The 16,871-nt window shown below is 60.7% G+C and carries 15 protein-coding genes; 8 read left to right on the top strand and 7 right to left on the bottom strand.

Annotation, left to right across the window (positions count from 1 at the left end):
* Positions 1–154 precede the first annotated feature (154 nt).
* The 4 genes from ATN84_RS25555 to ATN84_RS25540 form a co-directional block, all read right to left on the bottom strand.
* On the bottom strand, positions 155–505 hold the full coding sequence (locus ATN84_RS25555) for a DUF2200 domain-containing protein (protein ID WP_068885331.1): 351 nt from the start codon (positions 503–505) through the stop codon (positions 155–157).
* A 106-nt stretch (positions 506–611) separates the two neighbouring features.
* Complete coding sequence (locus ATN84_RS25550) at positions 612–1,757, bottom strand: FAD-dependent monooxygenase (protein WP_068885330.1); 1,146 nt, start codon at positions 1,755–1,757, stop codon at positions 612–614.
* 102 nt (positions 1,758–1,859) lie between these two features.
* The gene (locus ATN84_RS25545) at positions 1,860–5,276 is read right to left on the bottom strand and encodes a molybdopterin cofactor-binding domain-containing protein (RefSeq protein WP_068885329.1); all 3,417 of its coding nucleotides are present in this window, start codon (positions 5,274–5,276) and stop codon (positions 1,860–1,862) included.
* Entirely contained in the window at positions 5,269–5,757 is a 489-nt protein-coding gene (locus ATN84_RS25540) for a (2Fe-2S)-binding protein (RefSeq protein ID WP_068885328.1), read from the bottom strand. Before ATN84_RS25540 ends, ATN84_RS25545 begins: the two co-directional genes overlap by 8 nt.
* A 298-nt stretch (positions 5,758–6,055) precedes the next feature.
* On the opposite strand from ATN84_RS25540, the gene ATN84_RS25535 reads away from it, so the two are divergent.
* The 8 genes from ATN84_RS25535 (at position 6,056) to ATN84_RS25500 (ending at position 12,378) form a co-directional block, all read left to right on the top strand.
* Complete coding sequence (locus ATN84_RS25535; RefSeq protein WP_068885371.1) at positions 6,056–6,490, top strand: MarR family winged helix-turn-helix transcriptional regulator; 435 nt, start codon at positions 6,056–6,058, stop codon at positions 6,488–6,490.
* 163 nt (positions 6,491–6,653) lie between these two features.
* Positions 6,654–7,262, top strand: a complete 609-nt coding sequence (locus tag ATN84_RS25530; protein ID WP_244491225.1) for a TetR/AcrR family transcriptional regulator — start codon at positions 6,654–6,656, stop codon at positions 7,260–7,262.
* 96 nt (positions 7,263–7,358) lie between these two features.
* Complete coding sequence (locus tag ATN84_RS25525; protein ID WP_068885326.1) at positions 7,359–8,108, top strand: maleate cis-trans isomerase family protein; 750 nt, start codon at positions 7,359–7,361, stop codon at positions 8,106–8,108.
* 12 nt (positions 8,109–8,120) lie between these two features.
* Positions 8,121–8,918 (top strand): alpha/beta fold hydrolase, encoded by a 798-nt coding sequence (locus tag ATN84_RS25520; protein ID WP_068885325.1) that lies wholly within the window; start codon positions 8,121–8,123, stop codon positions 8,916–8,918.
* A 12-nt stretch (positions 8,919–8,930) separates the two neighbouring features.
* Positions 8,931–9,962 (top strand): 2,5-dihydroxypyridine 5,6-dioxygenase NicX family protein, encoded by a 1,032-nt coding sequence (locus ATN84_RS25515; protein WP_068885324.1) that lies wholly within the window; start codon positions 8,931–8,933, stop codon positions 9,960–9,962.
* 29 nt (positions 9,963–9,991) lie between these two features.
* Positions 9,992–10,612: an isochorismatase family protein gene (locus tag ATN84_RS25510; protein ID WP_068885323.1), complete on the top strand. Its 621-nt coding sequence runs from the start codon at positions 9,992–9,994 to the stop codon at positions 10,610–10,612.
* A 90-nt stretch (positions 10,613–10,702) separates the two neighbouring features.
* Positions 10,703–10,885 carry a hypothetical protein gene (locus ATN84_RS27625; RefSeq protein WP_068885322.1) on the top strand — a complete coding sequence of 61 codons (183 nt, stop codon included), beginning with the start codon at positions 10,703–10,705 and terminating at the stop codon, positions 10,883–10,885.
* Positions 10,882–12,378: a sodium:solute symporter family protein gene (locus tag ATN84_RS25500; RefSeq protein ID WP_068885321.1), complete on the top strand. Its 1,497-nt coding sequence runs from the start codon at positions 10,882–10,884 to the stop codon at positions 12,376–12,378. The genes ATN84_RS27625 and ATN84_RS25500 overlap by 4 nt, the downstream gene beginning before the upstream one ends.
* A 746-nt stretch (positions 12,379–13,124) precedes the next feature.
* On the opposite strand, the gene ATN84_RS25495 is transcribed toward ATN84_RS25500, so the two are convergent.
* From ATN84_RS25495 to ATN84_RS25485, 3 genes are all read right to left on the bottom strand, one after another.
* The gene (locus ATN84_RS25495) at positions 13,125–14,309 is read right to left on the bottom strand and encodes an NAD(P)/FAD-dependent oxidoreductase (RefSeq protein ID WP_068885320.1); all 1,185 of its coding nucleotides are present in this window, start codon (positions 14,307–14,309) and stop codon (positions 13,125–13,127) included.
* Positions 14,310–14,321: 12 nt separating this feature from the next.
* Entirely contained in the window at positions 14,322–16,322 is a 2,001-nt protein-coding gene (locus ATN84_RS25490) for a LodA/GoxA family CTQ-dependent oxidase (protein ID WP_068885319.1), read from the bottom strand.
* Positions 16,323–16,452: 130 nt separating this feature from the next.
* A complete protein-coding gene (locus ATN84_RS25485) occupies positions 16,453–16,746 on the bottom strand; it encodes a twin-arginine translocation signal domain-containing protein (protein ID WP_068885318.1) in 294 nt (97 codons plus the stop codon).
* Between the last annotated feature and the right edge of the window lie 125 nt (positions 16,747–16,871).

Raw genomic sequence — 16,871 nt, 5'->3', positions numbered from 1 at the left:
CCTCGGATGACTCCGCGTAACCTGAAACGGGGGAATAATGACATTTCGGACTGCGGCTGCATAGATCATTTCCGTGGTCAATGCAGACGGGAGAATCCCATGAACACAAATGTGTACCTGTGTTCAGACGGACTGATCTCAGCAATTCACCTGGTTATTTTAGCAGGATTTTCTCCATCTCTTTCCCCTTGGCGAGTTCGTCGATCAGTTTGTCCAGGTAGCGAATTTCCCGCATAATGGATTCCTGAATGTCCTCCACGCGGACGCCGCAGATCACTCCTGTAATCAGCGAACGTGAGGGATTCATCCGAGGCGCTTGCGCAAAGAAATCCTCAAAGCTTGTGTTCTTCGCCAGCTGATCGTCAAGCGTCTGTTGGCTGTACCCCGTCAGCCAACAGATGATTTCATCGACCTCTGCTTTCGTGCGTCCCTTTTTTTCGGCTTTCGCGACATAGTGGGGATAGACGCTCGCCACGCTGACAGAATAGATGCGATGCTTCACCATGCGTCCTCCTAACCTCCGGCGGTCATCCGATCAAACGTAAGCTGCCTCCTCCCAAACGCAAGGGGATGGCTCCCAATGGACAAAATCCATCGGGGCATCACTTCCCTTAGCCGAGGGCGGCCGTCAGAGGATCATAGGCATAGACCCAGGCCGGATCCTCCTGCTCCTTCAGCCAGGTGTTGGCATTGGAAATGGTCTGGACCTTGGTGGCCCGCTCGCGACGGGTTGCTTCGTAGAGACGGAACGCAACCCGGTATCCCTCGGTGCCGGTTTCCTCAAGGCAGCGGGTCAGGACCGCCGCGTCCTCGATGGCCATGCAAGCGCCCTGCGCCATGTGCGGCCGCATGGGATGGCACGCATCGCCCAGCATGACGAGACGTCCCCGGCTCCAGAGGTTCAGCGGATCGCGGTTCCAGAACGGCCATTTGGTCACCGTTTCGGTGGCGTCGATCAATGCCTGCACCACGGGATGGGACCCGCCGAAAATGGCTTCCATCTCCTCGCGGGAACTGTCGACGAAGCTTGCTTCATGTTCCCATCCGGTCACCGGAACGCCGGTGACGTAGTAATACTCGCTGCCGTCGCCCTTGGTGGCATAGGCCATGATATGGCGCGAGGCTTCCCACCACCACTTCACGCATGCCTCGAACTCCAGGCCGGAGGCCCGCAGCTTGTCCATGTTGACCAGTGCGCGGTGGCCGACCCAGCCGGAGAAGCGCGGCTTTTCGGGGCCGAGCAGGATTTCGCGGATCATCGAGTTGATGCCGTCGGCGCCGACGACCAGTCCGGCTTCTACCCGACGGCCATTGTCGAACGTGAGCAACACGTCCTTCTCGCGCTCCTCGATGGCATTCAGCCTGTGTCCGAAATGCAATCGATCCTCAGGCAGAGCGGCAATCTGTTCGGCGTGCATGTCGCCGCGATGGATGGTGATGTAGGAGGCGCCGTATTCCTTGCGACCATAATCGCCGAGGGGAATGCGGGAAAGATAGTCGCCCGTCCTGCCGTCGCGGGAGAACCAGAATTCCGGATGCGAACCGATCTCCCCGAGCCGTTTTTCGAGGCCGATGCGGCGGAATATCTTCATGACGTTCGGGCCGATGTGAATGCCGGCGCCAAGCCGGGTGAAGGCGGGGGCCTGCTCGAACGTGTGGACGGAGAAGCCCGCATTGGCCAGAAGGGCCGCGGCGGCCGCCCCACCAAGCCCGGCGCCAATCACCGCGATATCCACCTTTTCGCTGCTGTCTTTCATGGAGCTCTCCTGTTTGCTGGATATTTCATTTGTATACGAATGATATATTTGGATTTCGACCTTGAGCGGCTTGGCGGACCGCCCGGGGGCGGCCGGCAGATCTCACCAGGGAGGAAGGTCGGGCGCGAAACGCCGCCGGAGATAGGAGGCCAGTGCTTCCCGGTCGGCGGGTGTGAGTTCGTTGCGGAATGAGGGCATGTCGTTGAGGTGGAGCCCGTCGGGCGCCGTCAGCCCCTCGTCCAGCACGGTATGGAGCGCGTCCGGCACGGGTGCGCGCAGGGCGGCGGATTGGCTAAGCCCCGCACGCGCCGCGGTGATCGTCCCGGCGATTGCCGGTTCGTGGCAGACCGCACATGCGCTTTCATAGATCTGGCTTGCCCTGGATGGGGCCACGCGTGGTTCGGCAAGCGGCGGGTTCGCGATACCCGCGAGCGGCACTTCCACCAGCGACGCCAGGTAGACGGACATGGCCTTGATGTCCTCGTCCGGAAGCGCTTGCAGGCTGGCGGCGACTTCCGCCATCGGGCCGGAAGCGGTGGCGACCTGCGAGTGACCGTGACGCAGATAGGAGAAGAAGGTGGCTTCGTTCCAGCCGCGGGCGCCGGCCTCCGGCCCCTCCAGCGCAGGGGCGTACCAGCCCTTGATCATGGTGCCCGTGAGATGAGGCATTTCGGCGCCGGCCGCGTTGCGGGGCGCGTGGCAGGCGGAACAGTGACCGGCGGCATCGACCAGATATCTGCCGCGATTCCACATCACGTTCCTGGCCGGATCGGGCGCGAAGGGCGCGGCGTCGTGATAAAGCGTATTCCAGACCATAAGCCCCGGCCGAATGTTTGCAGGCGCGATCATCCGGGCCGGCGGGGTTTCGAGATACACTGGGGTGAGCGTCTGCAAGTAGGCGTAGAGCGCCAGCATGTCGTCGCTGTTGATCCTGGCGAACGAGGTATAAGGGAACGCGGGATAGAGATTGTGCCCGTCCCTGCTGATCCCGTGACGCATCGCGCGTTCGAAGGCCTCGTAGCTCCAGCGGCCAAGCCCGGTTTCTGGATCAGGGGTAATATTGGTGGACCAGACGGTGCCAAAGGGCGTGGACACCGGACGGCCGCCAGCATTGGGCTTGCCACCTTCCGCCGTATGGCATGTGGCGCAGTTGCCAAGCGCGAAAACCTGACGCCCCCGCTCCAGCGTGGCCTGGGAAAAGGTCTCGGGTGACGGCGGGCTTGAGGGCGGGATGGGCCGGTTGAACGGCATGGCTACGGCACCGAGCGTCAGCAGGCCGCCGAGCGCGGTGCCAAGCCCCAGAAGCTTCCTAAGCCGTGGGCTGCGGGAACCGGCGGATGATTTCGCAAGCGCGCCCACAGTGGGAGACGAGCCGGACGCAGCGAGAGCGGCGCGCATCTTTTCCGGGGTGAACGGAGCCTCGCGCATGCGTACACCCGTGGCATCGAAGATGGCGTTGGCGATCGCCGCGGCACTCGGCACAGCGGCACTTTCGCCGACGCCAAGGGGCGGATCCCCTGGCCGAGCGATAAGCATGGTGTCGATTTCCGGCACGGCGGGAAAGGTCTGGATCGGATAAGCGGCCCAGCTTTGCGGCGTGGGCGAGATTTCGTCAAAGGTGACCTGTTCGACGAGCACACGGCTGGCCGTCTGTATGGCATTCCCGTGAATCTGTTGGCGAACCCCGTCCGGATTGACGATCAGGCCCTGATCCTGACCGATGAAGACGCGGTCGAGGGTCACCTCGCCCGTCTCGGTGTCAATGGTCACGTCCACGACCCAGGCCGCGGAGGCGGCAGCGGTGCCGGGAAATGTGCCGTGCACATAGGTTGCGAAGGCGAAGCCCTGCCCAAAGGCCATGCGACCCTCGCGGCGGAAACGCGGGCCCGTGCGTTCGCTCCAGCCGGCCGTTTCGGCCGTGCGACGGACCAGTTCGACCTGACGTGGATCGTCCAGATGCCGAAGCCGGAAAGCGACGGGATCTTCTCCGGCTTCGAAGGCCATTTCGTCGACGAAGCTTTCGTGGGCAAAAGTGTTCGGCAGGGCCGATACGCCACGCATCCACGCCGCCCGGACGATAGGCGCCATGTCATGAACCGTAATGCGCTTGTTCGGCACCCGGTACGGCGGAATGATCGTCCGGTCGCCCATGTCGGAGGGGCGTGGCTCCGGGCTGATACGGCCGGTCAGGAGCAGCGACAGATTCGGGCCGCGATTGGACGGATACCAGGTGTCGATGGCATAGGCATGAAGCGAGCCGGAGCGAAGACCTCCCTCTACTTCCATGAGCTGGGCAGCACCCTTCGGTTCCCATAGATGCTCCTGGGCGCGCGTAAGCTGAACGCGAACCGGGCGCCCAATAGCCCGTGCCAAAAGCAGCGCGTCGCCGCAGACGTCGTCGGCGCAGTTGCGACCGTAGCAACCGGCGGCCTGATAGCGCCGGATCTCGATCCGATCGGCCGGCAGATCCACCAGCACCGCGAGATCGCCGCGCAGCATGTGTGGATTTTGTGTTCCCGACCAGATGATGGGTGAACCGTCGTTCCAGTCGGCGATGGCACAGGAAGGACCGATGGAACCGTGCTCGTGATAGGGCCAGACATAGGTGCGCTGGCGTGTGATCTCGCATTCGCCAAGGCCGCGGTCAAAATCACCGGACCGGTCCAGACCGCGCGGGACAGAGGGGTGCTCCTTCAGCGTCCGCCGAAGATCGTTCATGTCAGGAATTTCGGGCGGCATGCACCACTGCACCGGCAGTGCCTCCGCGATTTGCCGGGCTTGATCGGCGCGATCCGCGACCACCGCGAGGAAATCCCCGTGCCGGACGACGGCAATGAAGCCAGGCATGGACGAGACGGCCGCCTCGTCATATCCGATCAGGCTCTGGCCCACGAAATCGCCGCAATCGCGTCCCGCATAGGGCGGACGAACGACATGACCGTGCACCATGTCCGGCACGTTCACGTCCTGTATGTAGGGATGCGCCCCGCGCAATTTGTCCGGCAGGTCACGGCGGCCAGCCCTTTGGCCGACGATGCGGTATCCGGCGGGGTCCTTGACGCGCGCGTTCTGGTCAAGACGCAGTGAAATCTGCTGTCCGGCCACGAGGTCACGATAGGTACATGACTTTTCGAGCCAGGTGAGCGTGCCGTCCTCCACCCTTATGCCTTCGGCCGGGGCGTTGAAACGGCGAGCCGCTTCGGCGACGAGGAAGCTGCGAGCTTGCGCAGCGGCAAGACGTAACGGAACGGCGGCGACCTGGATTGTTTCCGATGCGATCGTGGGGCCCTGATCCGGCGTCAGCGCGGTATCCCCCAGCACCATGCGAACCGCCGATAGAGGCAGGTCCAGTTCTTCAGCCACGATCTGCGCCAGCGCCGTCTCGATTCCGGTTCCAAGGTCCACATGACCGTTATAGCCGGTGGCGATGCCCTCCGCGTCGAGGGTGAGAAACACGGCCCGTCCCGAGGAGCGGTCGTCGTAAATGGAGAGCACGCCTTCGCGGTACCGGTCAGTCATCACGCGCCGCCCGCATCAGCTCGGCCGCCCGCTCGACGGAGGCGATGATTTCGAGATGTGTGCCACACCGACAAAGGTTATGACGAAAAGCGGACCTGATCTCCTCTCGCGAGGGGGTGGGGTTGCTCGCCAGAAGCGCGGTCGCCGTCATGACCATACCGTTGAGGCAATAACCGCACTGGGCGCCTTCGCATTCGAGAAAGCCCTGCTGGACGTGCGAGAGGGCGCCGGTTACCGGATCGGCGAGCCCCTCCAGCGTTGTGATGTCATGTCCCGCTGCCCGCGATGCCCGCAGCACACAGGTCCGGGCCGGCGCTCCGTCCATAAGCACGGTACAGGCGCCACACTGGGCCAGGCCACAGCCATATTTGGCGCCGGTCAACCCGAGGTCGCTGCGCAGCAGATCTAGAAGTGTGCGGTTTCCCGGGTATGGCAGCGCATATTGCGTGCCGTTCACGGTCAAACGGAGCTGGTCGGTCATATTTACCCTCTGGATCGCCCTCTGAACGGAGCGTTGACGTCATGTGAGCAGAAAAATTGTATGTATGCAAATGAATTTTATGGCCCTTGCCTCGATTTGTGCTCGCCACACCATGGTTGGATTGCGAAAAGCCGTTTTGCCAAGGGGATTTGGTGGAGTGCCGGAAGTTGTGGCAAAAACGGTTGGGCCAATCCGGCGGGAGGCCTGCAGGTTGCACTCGACAGCCTTGACGCGATGGCAGCAGATAGGGCAGTTCGGGATGACTGGGGTCAGGCCCCCGAAGGAAGGCGCTTGCCAGATGACGATGCCCAGAGACGATGAAAACTACGTCCTTGATGACCAGGTCGGGTTTCTTCTTCGGCTTGCCTATCAGAGGCACATGGCCATTTTCATGGGACGGATTTCGGGCGGACTGACGCCAACGCAGTTCTCCACCCTCTATCGACTGCGAGAAGCCAAAGGGCCTATCTCCCAGAATGCCCTTGGAAGGCTCGTCGGCATGGACGCGGCAACGACCAAGGGAGTGGTAGCGAGACTGATCGCGCGCGGCCTCATTCGCATGGAAAAGGACGAAGAGGATCGGCGACGGCACATCCTCTCCACGACCGAGGAGGGCCGCAGGCTGCTCGACGAGGTCATGCCCCAGGTGCGCGGCATCACGGAGGCGACGCTCGCGCCGCTTTCCCCCATCGAGCGGGACACGCTGGTACAGCTCCTCAAAAGACTAAATTAATTGTGCAGCTGCACAATTAACGCTTCGAAAATGTGCTAGAGCGTCCAGAAACGGCAACCGATACAAGGAAAATTGCGTGGCTGAAGCTCGTTCGAAACCGAAATCCAGGATACGTGGACCAGGGCGCCCATCCAGATCTGGGCCGGGACAGCACGACTCGGATTTGCGCAATCAGGTTCTCGATCATGCCGAACTCGCCTTCGCCGAACTCGGTTTCGAGGGTGCCAATCTCCGTGACATCGCTGCGCGGGCAGGCGTCAGTCAGGCCCTGATTCGCTACTATTTCGGTTCCAAAGGCGATCTGTTCGAGGAATGCTTTCGCCGACGAGGCAGCGTACTGGCCGGAAATCGGCATGTGATCCTCGACCGATTGCTGGAGTTCAATGATACACCGACTGTGGAGGATGTGGTCTACGCATATCTGAAGCCCCAGTGGGACATGAAATATTCGGGGCCGAACGGCGCCGCCTTCGTCGCGATGCAAGCGCGGCTTCACGCCGAGCCGGAGGAACACGCGCTGCGGCTGCGCCGGGAGGTCTATGATGCATCGGTGAAACGCTACATCGCGGTTCTGGCCAAAATCCTTCCCGACATCCCAAAGGACATCATCAGCGTGCGCATGGCCTTTCTCGTCGGCACCTATCTGTTCATGCTCAATGATCTGGGTCGCATCGGCGACCTGACGGAAGGGCATCTGACGTCCTTTGGCAAGGACGAAATGCTGGACCATCTCGTACGATTTCTTGCCGCCGGAATGAGGGCTCCGGTCTAAGCAGCAGCCCTTTGCGGCGGCAGGATGAAAATTTGGGCTTGTTATTATTCAAATGAACAATTATCGTGGCTTCACTCTATCGACGGAGCCACTCGCATGAAGACTTATCGCATCGGGCAAATCGTCCCCAGTTCCAACATCACGATGGAGACCGAGATCCCCGCTCTCCTCAGGGCGCGTGAAAGCATCGCCCCGGAACGGTTCACATTCCACTCCTCACGCATGCGCATGAAGCACGTGACGAAGGAGGAACTGGCGGCCATGGATGCCGATTCCGACCGGTGTGCGCTCGAACTCTCGGATGCCAAGGTGGATGTGCTGGGCTACGCCTGTCTGGTCGCGATCATGTCGATGGGACATGGCTATCATTGTGTCTCGGCCGACCGCCTGCACGGCGTGACACGCGACAACGGCGCATCCGCGCCTGTCGTCACCTCGGCGGGAGCTTTGATCCAGGGCATCAAGGCGATCGGCGCGAAACGTGTCGCCGTCGTCGCGCCCTATATGAAACCGCTGACAGAAATGGTCGTCGACTACATCCGCAACGAAGGCATCGAGGTTGCGACCTGGCGCGCGCTGGAGATCCAGGACAACCTGGCCGTCGCGGCTCACGACCCGATGAAGCTACCGGGCATCGTGCGCGAAATGGATACCTCGGACGTCGATGCAATAGTCCTGTCGGCCTGCGTGCAGATGCCGTCGCTGCCGGCGGTGCCGATGGCCGAGGCCGTGACGGGAAAGCCGGTCCTGACGGCCGCCATCGCCACCACCTGGCAGATGCTGAACGCCCTCAAGCTCGATACGCGCGTACCCGGCGGCGGCACGCTGCTGTCCGGCGCATACTAAGGAGCGCCGAATATGGCCAAGGGTTACAACGTCCACGCAAACGGCATCCGGCAACATCTGCTGCACTACGCGGGCAAGGGTCCGACGATGCTTCTCATACCCGGCATAACGTCTCCGGCCATCACCTGGGGCTTTGTTGCCGAAAGACTTGCCGCGGCATTCGATGTGCATGTGCTTGACGTGCGTGGCCGGGGCCTGAGCGAGTCCGGTGACCTCGACTACTCGCTGGAGGCCATGGCCGCCGATGCGGTGGCCGTGGCGGAGGCAGCCAACCTGGATAGGCCGATTATCCTTGGTCATTCCATGGGCGCGCGCGTTGCAATCCGCGCGGCCCGCCGTGCGCAGGCGACGTTCTCCGGTCTCGTGCTTGTGGATCCGCCGGTTTCCGGGCCCGGCCGCCGGCCCTATCCGGCCGCCTGGGCCTGGTATGAGGACTCCATCCTCATGGCCCGAAAGGGATGTTCGAAGGAGGAAATGCGGCGCTTTTGCCCGACCTGGACGGACGAGCAGAACGCCCTGCGCGCCGAGTGGCTCCACACCTGCCAGCTCGACGCCATTCGCACGGCCTTCGATGGCTTCCAAACCGACGACATTCATGCGGACCTGCCGCATATCCCGTTGCCCATGCGCCTCGTCGTGGCGGGCGGCGCGCCGGTTGTCGCAAACGAGGACATCGAGGAAATCAGGACGCTCGTACCGGCGATTGAAACCCGGATCGTGGAAAAGGCGGGGCATATGATCCCCTGGGACGATCTTGAGGGTTTCCTCGCCGCTGTCATGGATTTCCGCACTCCGACAGACAAGAACTGAAAGGAACGCCAGATGGACCATACCAGCTTCACCGAAATCTGCCTGCACCAGCTCAAGATGTCGGGCGTACGGGAAGGCGAGAAGCTTATCGTTCTCACCCAGGGCAACGAGCGCCTCGACTATGCCGATGCCTTCATGGCCGCCGGGCTGCGCCTGGGCGCCCTGATGTACCACATGCGCCTGCCGGCCCCCCTACCCACAAGCGGCTGGAACGTGGGCCTGACTGGTCTGGCGGCCATGCCTGATGCCGTCGAGGCGCTCAAATCATGCGACATGCTGATCGACTGCATATTCCTTCTCTTCTCGCCGGAGCAGATGGCAATCCAGGCTGCCGGCACACGTATCCTCACCGCGGTCGAGCCGCCGGAACTTCTTGCTCGCATGCTGCCGACAAAGGAATTGCGGGAAAAGGTGGAGATCGCCGGCGAGCTGCTGTCGAAGGCAAAGGTCATGCGGATCACCTCTCCGCATGGTACCGACGTGACCTACAAGCTCAACGTCTATCCGACGATGACCGAATATGCCTGCACGGACGAGCCGGGCCGTTGGGATCATTGGCCGTCGGGCTTCGTCTTCACGGGCGGTGACGACGACGGTGTCGACGGCCAGATCGTGGTTGCTCCGGGCGACATTCTCCTGCCGCAGAACATCTATGTACGCGAGCCGATCATCTATACCATCGAGAAGGGCTGGATCACCGATATCCGGGGGGGTCTGGATGCCGAACTGGTCAAGTCCTACATGACGTCCTTCAACGACCAGCGCGGCCTAGGCATGAGCCATGTCGGATGGGGCATGAATCCGAACGCGAAGTGGCATAATCTGGTGCCGGGCGCCTTTCCGGGCGGCATGGGCATGGAGCCGCGCAGCTTCTATGGCAATGTCATGTTCTCCACCGGTCCCAACAACGAGCTGGGCGGCCCCAACGACACGGCCTGCCACCTCGACATTCCGATGCGGGGATGCTCGCTCTTCCTTGACGACGAGCCGATCGTTATCGATGGCGACATTGTCGTGAAGGACATCCAGATGGAGCGCGCCTGATCACGGCGCTCCTTGGGAGAAGGAACGATATGTCACAGGAACAGGTCTATAAGGCCGCGGGATTTGGTCAGTTGGTACCGCGCGGCAAGAGGCCGGCGATCGTCGTCGTCGACTTCACCTACGGCTTCACCGACACTGTCTATCCGACCGCCTCGGACATGTCCCAACAGATCGCCGCGACACGCCGGCTGACCGATATCGCGCGGGAGCGGGGCTTTCCGGTCATCTTCACCACGATCGCCTACCATCCGGGCGAGATCGCCCTTTTGCCGTGGCTGCGCAAGGCCACGGGGATGGCGGCGCTGGTGGAAGGCAGCCGGCTTGTCGAAATTGACCAGGCCACGGGCATCCAGTCCGGCGATCCGGTCATCACCAAGAAGGGCGCTTCGGCTTTTCATGGTACGGCGCTGGCGGCGCTGCTTACCGGCGCCGGCGTCGATACATTGGTGGTCGCGGGGGCAACGACCTCGGGATGCGTACGCGCAACCGTCGTGGATGCGGTACAGTCCGGCTTCAATGTGCTCGTACCTGCGGATTGCTGCGGTGACCGGGCCCAGGTCCCGCACGACGCCAACCTGTACGACATGGCCCAGAAATATGCCGACGTGACCGACGCGTCGGATATCGAGCACTGGTTCGCCTCGCTCTGATCCATTCGGCCGGCAGGTCGCTCACACCATTCCGGCCCGCAGGTCACAAGGCGGGCGGAAGCCCCGTCAATCTCTAGAGGGACATAAGAAATGTCAAAAACAGCGATAGTGCTCATAGGCGTGGTCGTTCTCGCCTGTTACGTCGTGCCCTATACCCTGCTGTCCACCGTGGCGGCATGGTATGGCGCCTTTCTGTTCTGGTGCGCGGCCGGCGTCGCGATCATCATTCTCAATATCCTCGCCACCAGCGATTTCGAGGGAGACGAGGCATGAGCGTCACACTCGTCGTCTGGGGCCTCGTCCTCTATGTCATCGCTTCCTTCGTGGTCGCCTACATCTCGCGAACCGGCAAATCCGCCACGATGTCCGACTACTTCCTCGGCGATCGCTCCATGGGCGGCATCCTGTCCGCCCTGAGCTATTCGGCGACAACCTACTCCGCCTTCATGATGATCGGTCTCGCCGGCCTCACCTTCAAGGGCGGCGTCGGCGCGCTCGGCTTCGAGATAATCTATTTCGCGGGCGTCTCGCTGGTCGCCATATTCGGCCCCCGTTTCTGGGCCGTAGGCAAAAAATATGGCTTCGTCACGCCATATGAAATGCTGGGCACCCGCTATGGTAGCCGATGGGTTGCGGTTGCCGCGGGGCTCGTGAGCCTCGTTTTCCTGATCCCTTATTCAGCCGTGCAACTCTCCGGCGTCGGTTATCTCCTGTCAGGCATGACCGGCGGCGGCATTCCATTTCTCTGGGGCGTCGTCATCGCCGCTGTTCTGGCTATCATCTTCTCCTATGTGGCCGGCATCCGCTCAGTCATGTGGACGGACAGCCTGCAGGCCCTGATGATGATCATCGCTTCCGTTCTGGTCTGCGGCCTTGTCATCATCGAGCTCGGCGGCTTCTCCGGCCTGTTTGGCGCGATCAGTCAGACCAAGCCGGAACTGCTGCAGGTACCGGGTCCCGGTCTGTTCAGCTTCACCACCTTCCTGGGCCTGACCATTCCGTGGTTCTTCTTCGCCATTTCCAACCCGCAGGTCAGCCAGCGGCTCTACATGCCCGCGTCGCTCAAGGCCCTGAAGCGCATGCTGATCATCTTCCTGTGCTTTGGCTTCGTCTACACTATTGTGTCGGTGCTATGGGGTTTCTCGGCATTCGTTGCCTTCCCTGAACTGGAAAAGGGAGATCTGGCGACGTCGACGCTGCTCGCGTCGGATTTTGTACCGCCGGTCTTGGGTGTCATGGTGATGGTCGGCATCCTTGCCGCAGCCGTATCCACCATTGACTCCATCCTCCTGACGCTGTCATCCGTCTTCTCCCGTGACGTTTGGGGGAACATCACCGGCGACAGAAACGACAGCCGCCAGCTCTTTGTCGGAAAGTTGATCATACCGATGATCTCCATCGTCTCGCTGGTCTTCGCGGCGATGGAGTTCTCGATGATCGCCATCCTGTCGGTGGCGGCTTCGGTGGGGCTGCTGGTCACTGTCCCGGCGATCGTGGGCGCCTTCTTCTGGCGGCGCGGTACGGCGGCAGCAGCGCTTGCTTCGATCCTCGGCGGCGTTGCTTTCGTCATCTGGATGTATCTGACGGGCAATAAGCTCTTCGGTCTCAATGCGGGCGTGCTGGCGCTGCCGGTCTCGACACTGATCTTCGTCGGCGTGAGCCTGTTGACCAGGATCGACGCCAAGCTGGCCGATGAATTCCATGCCGCGTCGATTTCCTACAAGTCCTCCAGGACCATGAACAGCATGCCCGTTCCCGCGGAATGAGGCAGCGATTTACAATCTGCCAAGATGGCGATCGGCGTCCTGATATCATGACTTGGGGCGCCGATCACCGTTTCCCCTATTACAGTGCATTTCACCGTGAGAGTATCGATCCCACCAATGCGGATGATGTCATTCAGCACCGAACGAAGCTGCGGCCAAGGGGACTCGAAACGGCCGTCGCATCATTCTGGCTAGATACCGTAATGGGCCGGGGTCAGGCGAATGGCGGTCAATTCGCTGGAATATCAATCATCGCGCTGGCCGAGCGCGCGATCTGCGAGTTGCCTGTCAGCCATTCGCGTATCGCGGTAACATGACCGCGTTCCAGCAAAAGCAGAAGATTGAGATTTTCAGCGCCGAATATAGCCTTCGCCTTGGAGGCACATCTATCTTGCGCGGCATTATGTTGTGCCCAGCGCCTTCATTCTCGATGCAAGCGTCGTCGGCTTCATACGGAGCAATTCGGCGGCCTAAGCTTCTCAGACTGAAATTGTTCCTTCGAACCCGAGCGTGACGAGTGGCGGGTGTAAGATGGGCCGTCAGCAGAGAGAGGGACCACGGCGCCGTCAGGCGGCGTGTCCGCTTCCGGCGACCAGCCGGCCTGTCGTCGCTGGTCCCCACCCGATAAACTGACCACGATTGACGACAGCCGGTGAATGGCTGTCGCTTTGACGGCAGCGTCGGCCGCTGATCATGCCGCATGAGGCAAACGAAAATCGGCCACACGTTGCTGCCCCGGAATTAATCTAATTCGCCAACTGCCGCCGGCGTTGCCAGAACGGTTGATCAGACCAGCGGGGCTGGATGCCATAGTAAAAATCTCGTCGCGACAAATATGTTTGCCAGAGTTGGCGCTGTTGCTCGACGTATTGGTGGATGTAGATATTGCCCATGCCCAATCCCGCGGCGCTCTGCGGGCGATCTGTCAACGCATAATGGATCATGTGTCCGGCATGGCTGGCCGTCCTGAGCGCTTTGTCGATGCCTTGCGATGATAGTGGATCATAGGCTTGTGCCGCGTCGCCCACCGCGATCCAGGCGTCACCGCCGAAGTCTCGCAGTCGCTGGCTGTTCGCCGGCGCGCCCCGGATGGTCCGGCAGGGATGATAGCCGCCGGCTTTGAGCAATGGTGCGATATGTGTCGAGCCATTCAGCAGTTGATCGAAGCCTTGCCGTGACGCAGCCAGTCTCGCTGTCGGCAAATCTCTGTCGGAATGAAAGACCACCAACCGCCCTGTTTCGCCACCATCAGCGCCTGGCAAGCGGTTGCTATACCACCAGCCGGCTGGCGCGGCCTCGATCCTTGTATAGCGGTCATCATCGTCGCCGGTGCAGGAAAACCACTGCGCATAGGCGAACAACTGATCGTCATCAGGGGTGATCGGGACACCGAGCATCCGGGCTACAACCGCCTGCCGACCGGAACAATCGACGAGATAACGGGCGCGATCCTGCCGGATACCTGCATCCGAGATGAATGTGAACTGCCAATTGTAGGAGCCATCAGCGATACGCGCGCAAGAGCGCAAACCGATACCCTTGAGCAAGGTTGCGCCGGCGCGAACCGCATTCGCGCGCAGGGCTTCATCGAAAGCCAATCGATCGATGCACAGGCCGTGGCCGGACGGCGTAAAGAAAAAGTCGGCGATATCGGCCTGCTCGCTCGCCCATAGCGAGACGTTGCCGGCCGTGCTGAACAGGCCGGGAAGTTGCTGTTCCGGACCTTCAGGGTCGCCCAGGAAGTGTTTGATCAGACCGATCGATGCCGGCGGCAAGGACTCGCCGAGCTTGAAGCTGGAGGATTCCCGTCTCTCCACCAACAGTACACGCCGGCCGTACTTGGCCAGCGTAATAGCGGTTGCGGATCCTGCAGGTCCGGAGCCGACAATGACCACGTCCCATGTTGCACCGGTCCGCTCGGACTGCGACATCAGAGGCACGAATTATGTTTTCTTGGCCGGCGGCTGGTTCAGTGCCGGATCGCGCTCTTGTTCGACGAAGACGATCTGGCCGTTGTCCTTCAGATAGCTGCCGTCCTCATTCCTGATCGGCAGCACCATCCCCAGTTTCGACCAGGCATAGGCCATCTGGTTGTAGCCATCAGTGGATGACAGCGGTTCGCCCTGTTCATCATATCCGCGGAACCATTCCTTGTAGGTACGGGTCTGGTTCTTCTTGTCGTATGTGAACACTATATCCGGCCGCTGAACTGGCCACCACGCCTGATTGCAGGACCAGAAATCGCCCTGCCACGGGCACGACATATAGGCAGCGAGCGAACCGGGCTCGATACCTTGATTGACGCGGAACGCCTCGGCGAAATTTTCCCGATAGATGATCAGATACGGGAATTCGATGCCGGGATGGAATCCGCCGCCGATGGTGGGCTCCAGCGCCGAACTGTCCAGCGCGTGTGGCTGCTCGGCGAGCGGCAAGGACTCAAGAGGCACCGGCTTTGGCGGAACGCCGACCTCGAAGTTTCCGTCGGCCCACTCTTTCATGTGATTGAGTTGTATCTCGGTCAGGCTCAGGAACTGGTTGGGAAAGCTGTTGCCCAATTGCTTGTTCTGCAACGGCTTGCCCGCTGTGCCCCAAAGCTTGGGCATCTTGTAGTCTTCCTCGTCGCGCTTGAATTCGTCGTTCTTCCAGCTGGTTGGGCGCTCTGGCGGCGGCGGCATCAGTGAATCGACCAGCCGCCCGTTCTTTCCGGCCGCTTGCCGCATCAGGCTATAGACCATCTGCCTTGTCGGCTGGCTGTTCTCGCTCGGGTCGATGAAAGCAGTCATGTAATCGCTGTTGAGCAAGTTACCCGGCTGCTTCGGACCATGAGCGGCGTCCTTGGTTTCCGGTGTAACGCCCGCAGCCTCGGCGCTCACCCAGCCATAATTAACCGCCTTGGCGAAGATGGGATAAATATCGCGGTAGAAATTCGTCTTCTGTTTGGCGTAGGGGTATGCTTCAGGGAAGGCCTCGTAGACGCGATCCAGTATCGACACCACGTGATACATGTGGGGTGCAAATTTCGGTGGCGCAGTGACGATCCACGCTCCGGCGCGCGCGTTCCTCGTGCCTTCGTCGGTCGCCGACTTCACGTTGTCGCGCGTGCTCAAGACAGTGCCATCCTTGAGCGTGACCGTAACATCGATTTCACCTTCGCATGTGTCGTCCCACCATCCCGGAATGTTGAAATATGCAAACTGGTTCGTCAGTGGGTTTTTACCGTCTTCCGGACCGTTCGGAGGGTTGACCGTCATACTCGGATTCGACAATTCCACCTTGGGTGTCGTGACGCATTCGCTCTTCCCGGGCGCCGGAACGAACAAAAGGCGGTTCTTGGAGTCGAGGCGAAGCTGCCCCAGCTCGATATCGTTGGCAGCCTTGTAAGTGACCTCAACCTCTTTCGACGGGTCCTTCGGGGTGAAACCCTCAAAACGCAATTGACCAGGCAACGTGCCTTTTTCAATGCCCGTGAAAACATCGCCTTTCATCACGACCGGGCCGACCTGCCCAGAGGCGATCGTATGCACACCGGGATCGATGATGAGCTTGTCACGTTCGACCGGCTTCATACCCGGCTGGATGGATGGGTTCCGCAACTTGTCCGGATCGAACAGATACGCCCCTTGAAAGGCATAATTCGCCGACTTCATGTTCCGGACATGAACCCGCCAGCGAATGGATTGCACGAGGTCTGACTCGGAGGAGAGTTCATCGACGACGTTGCCGTCGGCATCATAGGCATAGACCCGATATCGCTGCGCCTGGCGCTTCAATCGCGCTCCGCTATCGCGGTAGGTTCCGCCGTCTGGCCCGGGGCCATTGCTACCACCCGGATCGACCACAATTCCCGGCGCTTCGGGACCAATGTAAAACTCGTCACTGTCCCCCAGGCGAGCAATGCCTATACCGGGATGGATGCGAATGCTGTTGATCTTATCGGCCACCGCTCAACCTCCAAAAACTGCTGCTATTAATTCGGCTCTGAAAGGGCGCCTCAGCCATCGATACCCAAGTAGTCTGAAACCATAGAAAACGACAATCTTCTAAGGGAAGTAGATGCGAAGCTCAGGTTGCTTATAGAGAGGACCGAACGATCTTCCAGTCCAGCAAGTCTGCAGAGGCGACTGCGTACCGGTTTCCAGAATGTTCGATGTTGGCGTAAGTTAGTCCATCTGATTGGGCATGGGCCTGTAGCGAGAAGCCACCGCCGAAGCTCGCCTTGATCGACTTCTCGATGGATGAAGCGGCGCCGAAGGCCGGTGCGCTGAGCGTCTTCGCCTCCCCTTTCGCGGCGCTGTCAATGCCCACCAGCAATAGGACAGAAGACGCTGCGCATCCCTTGACGAAGTCTCTACGCCCGATGTTCATGTTCGGCACCCTTATACTAGCACCCCTACCCCGCAATTCATCGTGAGACGGGATTTCATCGGAGCTATACTACGACGTACGATTTAAGCAAAAGTAAAAATTAGGATCAAAATTATTCCCAATGT

This window comes from Paramesorhizobium deserti (assembly GCF_001558695.1).
GTDB lineage: Bacteria > Pseudomonadota > Alphaproteobacteria > Rhizobiales > Rhizobiaceae > Paramesorhizobium > Paramesorhizobium deserti.
The sequence above is the reverse complement of the archived record's forward strand: the minus strand, read 5'-3'. Positions and strand labels throughout refer to the sequence as shown.

Bases quoted from the DNA above. Each gene is read 5' to 3' on its own strand.
- ATN84_RS25510 (WP_068885323.1), top strand. From the start codon at position 9,992: ATGTCACAGGAACAGGTCTATAAGGCCGCGGGATTTGGTCAGTTGGTA.
- ATN84_RS25500 (WP_068885321.1), top strand. From the start codon at position 10,882: ATGAGCGTCACACTCGTCGTCTGGGGCCTCGTCCTCTATGTCATCGCT.
- ATN84_RS27625 (WP_068885322.1), top strand. From the start codon at position 10,703: ATGTCAAAAACAGCGATAGTGCTCATAGGCGTGGTCGTTCTCGCCTGT.
- ATN84_RS25555 (WP_068885331.1), bottom strand. From the start codon at position 505: ATGGTGAAGCATCGCATCTATTCTGTCAGCGTGGCGAGCGTCTATCCC.
- ATN84_RS25485 (WP_068885318.1), bottom strand. From the start codon at position 16,746: ATGAACATCGGGCGTAGAGACTTCGTCAAGGGATGCGCAGCGTCTTCT.
- ATN84_RS25515 (WP_068885324.1), top strand. From the start codon at position 8,931: ATGGACCATACCAGCTTCACCGAAATCTGCCTGCACCAGCTCAAGATG.
- ATN84_RS25540 (WP_068885328.1), bottom strand. From the start codon at position 5,757: ATGACCGACCAGCTCCGTTTGACCGTGAACGGCACGCAATATGCGCTG.
- ATN84_RS25525 (WP_068885326.1), top strand. From the start codon at position 7,359: ATGAAGACTTATCGCATCGGGCAAATCGTCCCCAGTTCCAACATCACG.
- ATN84_RS25520 (WP_068885325.1), top strand. From the start codon at position 8,121: ATGGCCAAGGGTTACAACGTCCACGCAAACGGCATCCGGCAACATCTG.
- ATN84_RS25545 (WP_068885329.1), bottom strand. From the start codon at position 5,276: ATGACTGACCGGTACCGCGAAGGCGTGCTCTCCATTTACGACGACCGC.
- ATN84_RS25495 (WP_068885320.1), bottom strand. From the start codon at position 14,309: ATGTCGCAGTCCGAGCGGACCGGTGCAACATGGGACGTGGTCATTGTC.
- ATN84_RS25550 (WP_068885330.1), bottom strand. From the start codon at position 1,757: ATGAAAGACAGCAGCGAAAAGGTGGATATCGCGGTGATTGGCGCCGGG.
- ATN84_RS25535 (WP_068885371.1), top strand. From the start codon at position 6,056: ATGACGATGCCCAGAGACGATGAAAACTACGTCCTTGATGACCAGGTC.